Here is a 12,421-nt window from a genome sequence, read left to right as displayed (position 1 = left end):
CCCTTTTTTTCATATTTTTTTTCGTTCGCTCAGCTTTCCATCAAATTTAACTTAAATAGCTAGTTTTTGCAGCGTTTTGAACCCTTCGGCTTCGAGAACTGGTTGTAACCCTTTTACGTTGTCATCCATTAATAAGCAATATGCGAAGTTTTCCTCATCTGAATTGATGATTTCAGCTTGATTATTAATGAGCCAAATAGTTCTTCTGGCGATTGCAGAACCTGAATCAATGAATCGAGTTCCATCTGGTAGCACTTTTTCGAGTTCTTCTATTAATAAAGGAAAATGCGTGCAACCCAAAATAACGGTATCAGGCGGCTCTGGCATTCGAATCCATGGCCTAACAGTTTGAGCGACTTCATCGAGTGGTAAGGTTTCCCCATGTAACTTTCTTTCTGCGAGTTGAACTAATTCCGCAGAACCGAGGGAAATCACTTTACAGTCTGTAGCAAACCGTTCGATCAGCTCTTTGGTGTATTCACGGTTTACAGTGCCTTTCGTCGCCAATAAACCCACCACGCCATTACGCGTTAACTTAGTCGCGGGTTTAATGGCTGGAACAACCCCAACAACTGGGAACGTAAAATGTGCTCTCAAATTAGGGAGGCTGACCGTACTTGCGGTATTACACGCAATAATCACAATAGTTAAAGGATGCTTTGCAGCAATTGCATTTACGATTTGATAGACCCTATCAATAATAAACTCTTCACTTTTTTCACCATAAGGGAAGGCTTCATTGTCGAATGCATAGATATAGTGGGCATTCGGGATCATTTTTTTGACTTCACGATAGACAGATAACCCGCCCACTCCAGAGTCAAACACTAGAATGGTCGGGCGAACAGATAGGGTGTTATCAGAAGTTGTAGCTTCCAGTGAGGAAATATTCTCTTCCAGCGGTGCGATAACCATACGCGGTCTCATAGTCTTTATCGAACATATTAGCTATTTTACCACGAATTGTGAGATGTGAAGTGATTGGATACGCAGCTGTGAGATCCCAAAGGCTAACACCGCCTTGTTTTACACGTCTAGAAGGAAATTGGCTATAGTCATTATCATAGCGAGAGCCTATATATTGGTAGGTTAGCCCCATATCTACTTTATCAATAGCCCAATCTAGCTGGTATTTAACTTGCTGCTTAGCCCGTCGCTCAAGAACCTTATCCGTCTTTTTGTTACGAGGGTCAACATATTGATAGGTAACTTGGTGATGAAGGATACCTGTTTCGAACTCACCAACCCATTCAACACCTTTAATTTCAGCTTCGCCAATGTTCTCATAAGTGCTAGTAGGATAACCTGATTTATATGCAATCAGGTTATCAATATCATTATGGTATGCATTGACCTGCCAAAAAAGTGGTCCCGTTGTTCCTTCAACACCAATCTCCCACTGCTTACTTTCCTCGGGTTTCAAGTTCGGATTACCTAGCGTTGTTCCATATGCCGATGAAGAATACGCATATAATTGAGTTAGATTAGGTGCTTTATAAGCAGTTGCATATGAACCAACAAGTTTGTAACCTTCATGAAACTCCCAACTAAGGCCTGATTGCCATGTTGTATGCCAATTAAATTCAGAGTGATGGTCAGAACGTATAGCGGCCTCTGCAGTTACTGAATCAATAATTGCATATTGCCCTGTGAGGTATATCCCAGTATTATTTAACGTTTGTTTTTCATTGATCATCGCGTAGCTGCTAGGCTCAATACTTTGGCGTTGATAATCAATCCCCGCACTAATATTACCTTTATCTAATAGGTAACTATTACCCCATTGAATATTGTACTGCTTAGACTCATCAAGATTTGCAGATTCACTATATTGCCCTTTTCTAGGATCAAAATTGTAATCTTTTGAATAACCATAGCTTCCCATCAATGATGATGAATATTTTCCTTGATGATATTTCAAACCTGTTTCATAAGTACGGCTATAAAGCTTACGCGTATCAACACTAACTCCCGCATATTCTGATACGTCATAACTCGTTCGATTGTCATAACCGTACGCCCTTGCATACGCTAAGATTTCTGAAGAAAATTGATGTTCAACACCTAACCACAATGACTTGCTCAAAAAGCCATCTTTATCATATTGTCTTGGGCTAACTTCTTTTGGTGCTAAATCAAACCCTTTGGTATGCGTATAAGCTCCGGCTGCGGTTACCGTCGTATTTTCACCAATTTTTTGCTGAGTCGAACCGTTATAGTTTTGGTAACTGTGTGAGCCAATACCTGCATTTAAAGTTGTGCCATCGTTATCACGGCGAGTAATAATATTTACTACTCCACCTACTGCATCAGAACCATAAACCGCTGAACGGGCGCCGCGAATATATTCAATGCGTTGCACCAGTGAGATAGGAATTTGGCTCATATCGGAAGAGCCAGAAATGCCCGCTTGATTCAAACGAACACCATCAATCAGCACTAAAACGTGACGTGATTCTGTGCCTCGTATAAATAGAGAGCTTTGTTGACCCATTCCCCCGTTTTGCGCAATATCCACTCCCGGCAGGCGCCTTAATACATCTATCACGGTATTGGATTGCCAATGATCGATATCTTCACGAGTGACCACCGTCACTGGCGCTAATATAGAAGAGATGGGTTGTTCAAAGCGGTTAGCGGAGACAACCACTTGGTCAGTTTTATTATTTGCACTTGCCAAAGAAGAAGTAGCGCACAGCACAGCCAGCGCAGCGGCCGATAACGGCAGCGACTTTTTATTATTCATTATGATTACACTCGGAAAATCAATTCAATTAATGTTCCGCGAGGTTGAATATAGATTCGCGCAGATATTCAACAAAGCGATTGGTAGCGTGGCAGGTATCGGACTTATAAAGTAACAAGTTGGGTTTCTATATATGAAATAAAAACGATATATAAAATGAAAATTCGACCTGTTATATCCCCTAAATAATTCAAGTGACATGTAGGCGGCAAGCGAAGATATCCCTAGGAGCATACTGAAGTATGTGACTAGGGTAGCTGAGCGATGCCAACACCCATGTAGCTTGAAGAATGACGGGGATACCTTAATTACCGTTGCGCGTCAGTCTTGGACTTACACCAAGTTCCCTAAACCACAGCCATTATCGTAAGTTGAATAGTTATGAGTGTCTACGGATGGATAATGAAAACTGGACATCTTCGCCGCATTCCCTACAATTTCGCTCCTGATACGAATTTATTACTGTTTTATGGAGCCAAACATGCCAAACACCTTGCACACTGACGACTACGAACAACAGCTCGTAGAAAAAACGAATCGCTTAAAGGCGATGATGGCTCCTTTTAACGCCCCTGAACCTGAAATTTTTTCATCACCAAAATCGCATTACCGGATGCGCGCCGAATTTCGCGTCTGGCACGATAATGACGATTTATTTCATATTATGTTTGATAAGGAAACTAAAGAAAGGATCCGTGTTGACCAGTTCCCTGTCGCAAGTCAGTTAATCAATGACATGATGGCAGCTTTATTGCCGTTAATTAAGCAAAATGAATTACTTCGTCATAAATTATTTCAAATTGATTATTTATCAACGCTAAGTAATAAGCTGATTGTTTCGCTGCTTTACCATAAAAAACTCAGTGAAGAGTGGGTTGCTGAGGCAAAAGCCTTAAAAGCCGTTTTAGTTGAACAAGGCTTTGATGTGCAATTAATCGGCCGAGCGTCAAAAACAAAAATCATGTTAGACAATGATTATGTTGATGAAATATTACCGGTAATGGGTAAAAATATGGTGTATCGCCAAGTCGAAAATAGCTTTACGCAGCCTAACGCACAGGTCAATATCAAAATGTTGGAATGGGCAATTGGGGCAACACAGAATTCGACGGGGGATTTATTAGAACTTTACTGCGGAAATGGAAACTTTTCATTGGCATTAGCGCAAAACTTCGAACGCGTACTAGCCACTGAAATTGCAAAACCTTCTGTGGCTGCTGCTCAATATAATATCGAAGCCAATAATATTGAAAATGTACAAATTATTCGTATGTCTGCAGAGGATTTTACCCAAGCCATGCAAGGTGCTCGTGAATTTAGGCGCCTAGAGGGTATTTCTTTAGCAGACTACCAGTGCAATACCATTTTCGTTGACCCGCCTCGCAGTGGTTTAGATGCAGAAACAGTGAAGCTAGTTCAGGGTTATGACCATATCCTATATATTTCGTGTAACCCAGAAACGCTATGCGATAACTTAGTTGAGCTGACTAAAACGCATAAAATAGAGAAATTAGCCTTATTCGACCAATTTCCGTATACCCATCATATGGAAAGTGGGGTATTACTGAGCCGCTATTAGTTGGCTGAAAACTCGGTTATTAAAAGCAAAAACGCCGCATTTTACTGCGGCGCCTTATTAATAGAAAAGTCGTCTAAACTTAGTTTTCGACTTCTTGCTCAAGTGCCAGCTCCGCTTTTTCTTTCTTACGTGCTTTCCAGCTTGAGTACATCCACAATGCGATAATGACAATAAAGGTTGCTGGGATAAAGTTAGAGCCTATTTCAGGGTTTTGAACGCGTAAAATCGCGGCATAACCAAATAGGCCAATAAAAAAACTACCAGCAACAAATTTTGGCAACCCCATCGGCATGGCTTGATGTAAATAGCGCTGGTGTAAACAATACGCAGCCAATATTAGGGTTAAAATTGGAAAAAATGAAAAGTCGACCAACGAGTTAAACAGCGTTGAAAACGTCCCATGGGTTGCAAGGCCAATCACAAAGGCTAGCAATAATGTGCTTCTTTCATAACTTTTTTGATCCGTCATTGATTCTCCTTATTATTTAGTAAGGTCTGGGTCAGTTTGATTTTGTTTTTCCTGTTCCCGGCGGTACCAGTAATAGGCGCCTTTCGCGATCATTCTTAACTGTAATACCAGCCGTTCTTCGAGATTCCTGCGTTTTTCTTCATCAATGTCTAGCGCTTCCGCTCCTGCGCTAAAGACAATCGTTACCATGGCCTCGGCTTGCATTTCAGTAAAATGGCGAGGCATACGGCTTTCAAGTTCAAGGTAATCGGCCAATTCCGCAATAAAATGTTGAATTTCCCGAGCGACCGCTGCACGAAACTCCGCAGATGTTCCCGAACGCTCCCGCAATAATAACCTAAAGGCATTAGGGTTATTACCAATAAACTCCATAAAAGTTGAGACTGATGTACGGATCACACTCCCGCCTTTTGCAATACGCTGTCTTGCTTGGCGCATTAGCTGGCGTAACATCAAGCCACTTTCGTCAACCATCGTCAGCCCAAGTTCATCAACGTCCTTAAAATGACGGTAAAATGAAGTCGGTGCAATCCCAGCTTCACGTGCAACTTCCCGTAAACTGAGGCTAGTAAAGCTCCGTTCAGCGCTTAATTGGCTAAATGCGGCTTCGACGAGTGAACGCCGAGTTTTTTCTTTTTGTTTTGCTCTAACGCCAATTGTGTTGCTCACGGTGATCCTAATTTCTTATCATGGAAGGTCAATGTAATAAGTATTACTCTTCGCCTAGCATACCTGAAAATAATTAAACTGTTTTGGAGAAAAAGCGACTATCGCTGCAATTTACTCATTTTCAGAATTTAACTTAGCCTTTTTTCAATTAGTTTTTTAACGCTGATATACTACCAACCTTTCACTAAACAATACTTCAGCAAACCCCTACTTTATGAACCCATGAATTATATTTAGGTATTTTTCTGAGGCTCTTGAACTAAAATATTTTCTCCTAAGAATTTCAAATTGAGATAAGGCGACAAAACAAGCGAACTCCTGAAAGTATATATAAGTATGTGACTAGAGTAAGCGAATGTCGCCAACGTTGTATCGATTTGAAAGACAGCGAGGAAATTAGGTGAAATAACCAACTAATGATAACATCTTGTTGTCATTTTGTTTTAGAGCAGGTCTTACCTCATGCAACTTACCCATTTTGATGCAATAGTCATTGGTTCCGGTCCTGGTGGTGAAGGCGCCGCCATGGGGCTAGTGAAACAAGGAAAAAACGTTGCTGTTATAGAACGTTATAATAATGTCGGCGGAGGCTGTACCCACTGGGGAACCATTCCCTCAAAAGCCCTCCGTCATGCTGTTAGTCGTATTATCGAATTCAACCAAAACCCGCTTTATAGTGATAACTCCCGTAGCTTAAGCTCCTCTTTCTCCGAAATTCTACGACATGCTGAAACGGTAATTAGCCAACAAACACGCATGCGCCAAGGATTTTACGAACGTAATGGTTGCCAAATGTTTTCGGGTGAAGCCACCTTTATCGATGAACAACATATCAGTGTCCGCTACGCGGATGGAAGTTGTGATGTTTTAAGTGCAGATAAAATCGTCATTGCCACTGGCTCTCGTCCATACTGCCCTTCTGACGTTGATTTCAACCATTCTCGAATCTACAACAGTGATACTATTCTCAACCTAACCCATGAACCTCGCCATGTGATTATTTATGGTGCAGGTGTTATCGGCTGTGAATATGCATCTATTTTTCGTGGGTTAGGGGTTAAAGTTGACTTAATCAACACCCGTGATCATCTCTTGGCCTTTCTTGACCAAGAGATGTCAGATGCCTTGTCGTATCATTTTTGGAATAGTGGTGTTGTTATTCGCCATAATGAAGAATATGAAAAAATCGAAGGGGTTGAAGACGGCGTTATTGTTCACCTGAAGTCAGGTAAAAAAGTCAAGGCGGACTGTTTACTGTATGCGAACGGAAGAACCGGTAACACTGATAGCTTAGGCCTGGCTAATGTCGGGATCGAAGCAGATGGTCGCGGTTTAGTTAAAGTCAATAAAGCGTATCGCACCACTAATGAACATATTTATGCTGTTGGTGATGTCATTGGCTACCCAAGTTTGGCCTCTGCAGCTTATGACCAAGGTCGAATTGCAGCCCGAGCCATTGGGGGTAGTTTAGGTAATGCACATTTAGTGGAAGATATTCCAACAGGGATTTATACCATTCCTGAAATTAGTTCAGTTGGTAAAACAGAACAAGAACTGACCGCAATGAAAGTGCCTTATGAAGTTGGCCGGGCACAGTTTAAACATTTAGCACGTGCACAAATCGCAGGTATGAATGTCGGTAGTTTGAAAATATTATTCCATAGAGAAACATTACAGATATTAGGCATTCACTGTTTCGGTGAGAGAGCGGCTGAAATTATCCATATCGGCCAAGCTATCATGGAACAAAAAGGTGAAGGTAATACTATCGAATATTTCGTAAATACGACGTTCAATTACCCGACGATGGCGGAAGCTTTCCGTGTTGCAGCTTTAAATGGTTTAAATCGACTCTTTTAATTATTGAGTGATTAATGGTTGCCAATAATCTGGCAACCATCATCAACTAAAAAAATAATATTGGTAGCTTAACCCTAAACTCTATTTTTATAATAGTTATCCATTGAGTTATAGATGGTCTCCGCTAATTGTTCATAGCGCCCACGTAACGGTGAACCCGGGCGATAAACTAATACGATAGTTCGTTTCGGTTCAGGTTCAATGCAATTTAAATAACATACCCCATCACGACAAACTTCATTTGGCACCGATAAATCAGGTAAAAGTGTAATTCCACTCCCTGCTGCTACCATATTTCTTAACGTTTCTAAGCTTGTTGCCCTGAAGTGTGTATCTTCTTTAGCACCTGCTTGGAAGCAAAAGCCCATTGCTTGGTCACGTAAACAGTGGCCATCTTCTAACATTAATAGCTTTTCACCTGACAATTCACTCATTTCAATCGTATCACGATCATGCCATGGGTGACTCTCATAGATAGCCAATTTCATCGGTTCTTCAAATAACGGTACAACAATGAAAGGGTCTGTTTCTTTTACTTCCGCTAAAATAGCGCAATCTAATTTACCACTGTCTAACTGAGCTAATAATTGCTGAGTTTGCGCTTCATGCAAATAGATTTCTAATTTAGGGTGAGCTTGGTGCAATTGCGGAATAATATGAGGTAATAGATACGGCGCAACCGTTGGAATTAAACCAATATGTAATGGCCCTGACATGCTTTCCCCTTGGAGGGCAGCCATTTCTTGTAAAACTTTAATTTCACGCAAAATAGTACGGGCTTGTTCAACTAATAACAAACCTTGTTGAGTAAAAAGAACTTTACGGCTAGTTCTTTCTAACAACATCACGCCAAGTTCTTCTTCTAATTTACGAATTTGGCCACTAAGAGTTGGTTGGCTAACATGACAAGAATCCGCGGCACGTCTAAAGTGTTTATGTTCGGCGAGTGCGACGAGGTACTCTAAATCTCGAATATTCATATTTCTTTTCCTTTCGTGAATTCTCTGTCAAACCAAAGATAGATAATACCAATCACTATATCGATATTGTTTTGTTTTATCTATTGATAAATTGAAAAATAGGGGGAAAACCTCATTTTTTGAAGGATGCACGCAATATAATGAAACAAAATGTAATGTTTAGAAACAAAATGTATCTCATTCCTGACTCTTCAACAGAGAGAATAGTTAATTAATGATTAAATTCATTTACTATTAGCATTTCAATATAACATCCCTAATAAAAGTATTAACCGTGTTTTTTTAGAATAAAATTTCAATAAATTACATCCTAACGTTGCCAAGTAAAATCCCAACATTCTCCTCAAAAAATATAGACTATTTGTGTCATTAATTCACATAACAGATAAAATCAACTTTATTTTAACATTTAGTGAATATCACTAAAATAACTAAATTATTAGAATTTAATATGTATTTAGTCACACTTCATCAGTTTTGAATTAATTAAAACATACAAATATTTATTATATTCATCTCAAACAAAAGAAACATTTTGTTATCTTTCCTTTCACTCTCTATTAAAGTTTGTAAGTTTTTATATAAAAGTAAATGTAAATTGCAGCCTAATTTTGTTAAATTTTATTTTAATCACTATTACAGATTGATAACAACAGAAAATCACTAGAGAATCCAACTATAAAAAACTAACAGAAAACACAAATAATAAAACAAAACACTGCAAATTTCTTAATGCACAGCCTTATTAACCACCAAAATACAAATGGATAACTTTAAATTACAATGAGAGTAATTTTGTTTTCTTTATATTTTTAAACATTTCCTTTTTTAATTTTACACCTAAATAGTGTTTTTAAATTTATAATTCCCACATCAAAAACACCAAGGAATATCAGTTCATTATTATTATTCTTATTTAATCGCACACAAATCTAATTTAAACATACAGCAAGTTGATTAATCAAAAATCAATGACGGGATACTATTATGAAAAATTTATTAACAAAAACTCAAAAATTTGGCCTTCGTTCACTCTGTGTATTGTTACTCGCTACAACCGCATCTATTCATGCTTATGCAAGTAATGACCAACAAAATGGGGTTATTCATTTCTCTGGGGCAGTCGTATTTCCGTCTTGCTTTAATGAAGTGACCGACAATCATGTCACACTGAATTGCTTAAATAACCAATCTGATATGGTTGCCAGCAAAATAAACTTGAATGATGTTGCAAATACTCAAGGTTGGAAGGTAATCAATGAAGGTAGAGGAGAGTATTTATATAACTGGGTGAATGAAGAAAAACAACTCGGAATGCTAACCATTAAATATATTTAAAAACAAACGCGTTATGGGAATCGGGGTAGTCATACTACCCCCCATTTTTTCTTCTACAACTAATCACAGTTCTAATCGTTTTTTTGCTTCCACAATAGCACTTGCCACTTGCTTCTGAGATACCCCACCTTTTGCTAACCGCTTATCTAAACAAGATTGTAGCGATAAAATTTCATAGACATCCAACTGAATAGTGTCACTGAATTTTTGCAAATCACTGAGAGCCATTTCTTCTAAAGCTTTACCTTGCCCAATTGCTGCAACAACTGCTTCACCCACGATATGATGCGCTTCGCGGAATGGAACACCTTTAGCAACGAGGTAATCAGCAAGCTCAGTTGCATTGGCATAACCTTGCTTCGCCGCATCTTCACAACGACTACGGCGAATTTGAATACCATCAAGCACCAACGCAGCCATATGCATGCAATCTAACCAAGTATCTAATGCGTCGAATAACCCTTCTTTGTCTTCTTGCATATCTTTGTTATACGCAAGAGGCAATCCTTTAAGGGTCATCATCATACCTGTTAGCGCCCCTTGGACACGCCCACATTTTCCGCGGATTAATTCCAATGCATCTGGGTTTTTCTTTTGTGGCATTAATGATGAACCTGATGTCACTTTGTCTGATAACTCGACAAAACCAGCTTCACCACTATTAAAGAAAATTAAATCTTCAGCAAAGCGGGATAAATGAACCATACCAATACTTGCGTTGGATAATAGTTCAAGCACGTGGTCTCTATCTGAAACGGTATCTAAGCTATTACGCGTTGCCGAAGCAAAACCTAACCATGATGCCAGCTGCTCACGGTCGATATCATAAGCCGTGCCTGCTAATGCCCCGCATCCTAATGGGCTGACATCTAAGCGTTTTAGTGTATCTTTTAAACGGCTTTCATCACGAGCTAACATTTCACTGTAAGCTAAGCACCAATGTGCAAAAGTGACAGGCTGGGCACGTTGTAAATGCGTATAACCTGGCATCACGGCATCTTGATTATTTTCCGCAGTCAGCACCAATGCTTTTTGTAGCTCTGTTACCGCTTCAAGTAGCAATGCAACTTGGTCTTTACACCACAGTTTTAAATCTGTTGCGACTTGGTCGTTACGGCTACGGCCTGTATGCAATTTTTTACCTAAATCACCGACTTTATCAATCAGTTGACCCTCAACCCAGCTATGAATATCTTCTGCGTCACTTTGCAGGATAATTTCAGGGTTATCTTGTACTTCTTTAAGTAAGGCATTTAGTGCTTGTTCTAAAGTTTGTTGTTCGCTATCAGACAATACACCAACTGTTACCAGTGATTTTGACCATGCGACTGAGCCGATAATATCTTGTTGCGCCAAGCGATAATCGAAACGCAGTGAATCATTAAACTGTTTAAACCGTTGATCTGCTTGCTGACTAAAACGTCCACCCCAAAGTGCCATAACTAATCCCTACCTGATTGATAAAATAAGTTTTTAACCCCGACAGCGGTCTTGGCTGCCGGGGGACTACTATTTGATTTATTTCGCTTTGTTTTGTTCTTTCAGCGCACGGATACGTGAAGATAGCGAGTAAAGACGAATAAACCCACCTGCATGACTGTGGTCATAAACTTCATCTTCACCGAATGTGGCAAACTCTTCTGAATACAAGCTCTTATCTGCTTTTTTCTGAATCGCAGTCACTTGCCCTTTATATAATTTCAGAACAACTTCACCTGTCACATCTTGTGCTAATGACTCCGCAGCAGCTTGTAATGAATGACGTAATGGTGCAAACCAGCGCCCGTCATAAACCACATATGACATTTCTAAACCGAGTTGCTCACGCCATTTGTAGCTGTCACGGTCAAGAACCAGTTGTTCAATACCACGTAGAGCAGCCATCATAATGGTGCCTCCCGGGGTTTCATAACAACCACGAGATTTCATACCGACTAAACGGTTTTCAACGATGTCGATACGACCCACTCCGTGTTTTGCACCTAAAGTATTTAATGTTTCTAAACAACCAAGTGGGGACAATGCTTGCCCATTCACCGAAACGACTTCGCCATGTTTAACACCAACGGTAACCAGTTCAGCTTCATTCGGTGCATCTTGCGGGTCGACAGTCCATACCCAACAATCTTGGTTTGCCGCATTCCATGTGCTTTCTAATACGCCACCTTCAGTAGAAATGTGCCATGCGTTTTCATCACGACTATAGATTTTTTCTAAGCTGGCTGTTGTTGGAATATTACGTTCTTTCAGGTAATCGAGCAGTGCTTCACGGGAACGTAAGTCCCACTCACGCCATGGTGCAACGACTTGTAACTGTGGTGCTAATGCCGTATAGGTGCTTTCGAAACGCACTTGGTCATTACCTTTACCTGTTGCGCCATGGGCAACAGCATCTGCCCCTACTTTTAAGGCAATTTCGACTTGCGCTTTAGCTATAATTGGGCGAGCCATTGACGTACCTAATAAATAGCTACCTTCATATAATGCACCTGTTTTTAATACAGGGTAAATATACTCTTTGATGAACTCTTCGCGTAAATCCACTACGTAGCATTCAGATGCACCTGATTGCAGGGCTTTTTTCTCAACGCCCACTAAATCTTCACGGTCTTGCCCCACATCCGCAACGAAGGCCACGACTTCGCAATCATCATAGTTTTCTTTTAGCCATGGAATAATTGCTGATGTATCCAGACCACCTGAATATGCTAATACAATCTTTTTAATGCCCTTTTTCATAACGTACCTATCCGCTCAATTAATATTGTTATTCCATGGCT

The 12,421-nt window shown here is 40.0% G+C and carries 11 protein-coding genes; 4 read left to right on the top strand and 7 right to left on the bottom strand.

Annotation, left to right across the window (positions count from 1 at the left end; translation table 11 throughout):
- Positions 1–51: 51 nt before the first annotated feature.
- Both murI and btuB read right to left on the bottom strand, forming a co-directional pair.
- Positions 52–915 carry a glutamate racemase gene (gene murI / locus PR767_RS20230; RefSeq protein ID WP_042846648.1) on the bottom strand — a complete coding sequence of 288 codons (864 nt, stop codon included), beginning with the start codon at positions 913–915 and terminating at the stop codon, positions 52–54.
- Positions 860–2,746, bottom strand: a complete 1,887-nt coding sequence (gene btuB, locus PR767_RS20225) for a TonB-dependent vitamin B12 receptor BtuB (RefSeq protein WP_196718893.1) — start codon at positions 2,744–2,746, stop codon at positions 860–862. The genes murI and btuB overlap by 56 nt, the downstream gene beginning before the upstream one ends.
- Before the next feature lie 244 nt (positions 2,747–2,990).
- Here btuB and PR767_RS21315 point away from each other — a divergent pair, with 244 nt between their 5' ends.
- Both PR767_RS21315 and trmA read left to right on the top strand, forming a co-directional pair.
- Positions 2,991–3,116 carry a hypothetical protein gene (locus tag PR767_RS21315; RefSeq protein ID WP_421667221.1) on the top strand — a complete coding sequence of 42 codons (126 nt, stop codon included), beginning with the start codon at positions 2,991–2,993 and terminating at the stop codon, positions 3,114–3,116.
- Between the two features lie 111 nt (positions 3,117–3,227).
- Positions 3,228–4,325, top strand: a complete 1,098-nt coding sequence (gene trmA / locus PR767_RS20220) for a tRNA (uridine(54)-C5)-methyltransferase TrmA (RefSeq protein WP_272520867.1) — start codon at positions 3,228–3,230, stop codon at positions 4,323–4,325.
- Positions 4,326–4,404: 79 nt separating this feature from the next.
- Here trmA and PR767_RS20215 read toward each other — a convergent pair whose 3' ends face one another.
- Together PR767_RS20215 and fabR are read right to left on the bottom strand one after the other, a co-directional pair.
- The gene (locus tag PR767_RS20215) at positions 4,405–4,794 is read right to left on the bottom strand and encodes a YijD family membrane protein (protein WP_004907104.1); all 390 of its coding nucleotides are present in this window, start codon (positions 4,792–4,794) and stop codon (positions 4,405–4,407) included.
- Positions 4,795–4,806: 12 nt separating this feature from the next.
- Positions 4,807–5,463 (bottom strand): HTH-type transcriptional repressor FabR, encoded by a 657-nt coding sequence (gene fabR, locus PR767_RS20210; RefSeq protein WP_004265350.1) that lies wholly within the window; start codon positions 5,461–5,463, stop codon positions 4,807–4,809.
- Positions 5,464–5,925: 462 nt separating this feature from the next.
- On the opposite strand from fabR, the gene sthA reads away from it, so the two are divergent.
- A complete protein-coding gene (gene sthA, locus PR767_RS20205; protein WP_004907101.1) occupies positions 5,926–7,323 on the top strand; it encodes a Si-specific NAD(P)(+) transhydrogenase in 1,398 nt (465 codons plus the stop codon).
- A gap of 74 nt (positions 7,324–7,397) precedes the next feature.
- Here sthA and oxyR read toward each other — a convergent pair whose 3' ends face one another.
- Entirely contained in the window at positions 7,398–8,303 is a 906-nt protein-coding gene (gene oxyR, locus PR767_RS20200; RefSeq protein ID WP_004907100.1) for a DNA-binding transcriptional regulator OxyR, read from the bottom strand.
- 987 nt (positions 8,304–9,290) lie between these two features.
- Here oxyR and PR767_RS20195 point away from each other — a divergent pair.
- Positions 9,291–9,641, top strand: a complete 351-nt coding sequence (locus PR767_RS20195) for a hypothetical protein (protein WP_272520866.1) — start codon at positions 9,291–9,293, stop codon at positions 9,639–9,641.
- Between the two features lie 63 nt (positions 9,642–9,704).
- On the opposite strand, the gene argH is transcribed toward PR767_RS20195, so the two are convergent.
- Entirely contained in the window at positions 9,705–11,081 is a 1,377-nt protein-coding gene (gene argH, locus PR767_RS20190) for an argininosuccinate lyase (RefSeq protein WP_004907096.1), read from the bottom strand.
- A 78-nt stretch (positions 11,082–11,159) separates the two neighbouring features.
- Positions 11,160–12,380, bottom strand: a complete 1,221-nt coding sequence (locus PR767_RS20185) for an argininosuccinate synthase (RefSeq protein ID WP_272520865.1) — start codon at positions 12,378–12,380, stop codon at positions 11,160–11,162.
- Positions 12,381–12,421: the final 41 nt, after the last annotated feature.

Source organism: Providencia sp. PROV223, from assembly GCF_028479245.1.
GTDB lineage: Bacteria > Pseudomonadota > Gammaproteobacteria > Enterobacterales > Enterobacteriaceae > Providencia > Providencia rettgeri.
Note: the sequence above shows the minus strand (reverse complement) of the source record. Positions and strands in the feature narration are given on the sequence as shown.

What these genes read in the sequence shown, in the direction of transcription:
- murI (WP_042846648.1), bottom strand. Translation starts at nt 915, where the DNA reads ATGGTTATCGCACCGCTGGAAGAGAATATTTCCTCACTGGAAGCTACA.
- btuB (WP_196718893.1), bottom strand. Translation starts at nt 2,746, where the DNA reads ATGAATAATAAAAAGTCGCTGCCGTTATCGGCCGCTGCGCTGGCTGTG.
- trmA (WP_272520867.1), top strand. Translation starts at nt 3,228, where the DNA reads ATGCCAAACACCTTGCACACTGACGACTACGAACAACAGCTCGTAGAA.
- PR767_RS20215 (WP_004907104.1), bottom strand. Translation starts at nt 4,794, where the DNA reads ATGACGGATCAAAAAAGTTATGAAAGAAGCACATTATTGCTAGCCTTT.
- sthA (WP_004907101.1), top strand. Translation starts at nt 5,926, where the DNA reads ATGCAACTTACCCATTTTGATGCAATAGTCATTGGTTCCGGTCCTGGT.
- oxyR (WP_004907100.1), bottom strand. Translation starts at nt 8,303, where the DNA reads ATGAATATTCGAGATTTAGAGTACCTCGTCGCACTCGCCGAACATAAA.
- PR767_RS20195 (WP_272520866.1), top strand. Translation starts at nt 9,291, where the DNA reads ATGAAAAATTTATTAACAAAAACTCAAAAATTTGGCCTTCGTTCACTC.
- argH (WP_004907096.1), bottom strand. Translation starts at nt 11,081, where the DNA reads ATGGCACTTTGGGGTGGACGTTTTAGTCAGCAAGCAGATCAACGGTTT.
- PR767_RS20185 (WP_272520865.1), bottom strand. Translation starts at nt 12,380, where the DNA reads ATGAAAAAGGGCATTAAAAAGATTGTATTAGCATATTCAGGTGGTCTG.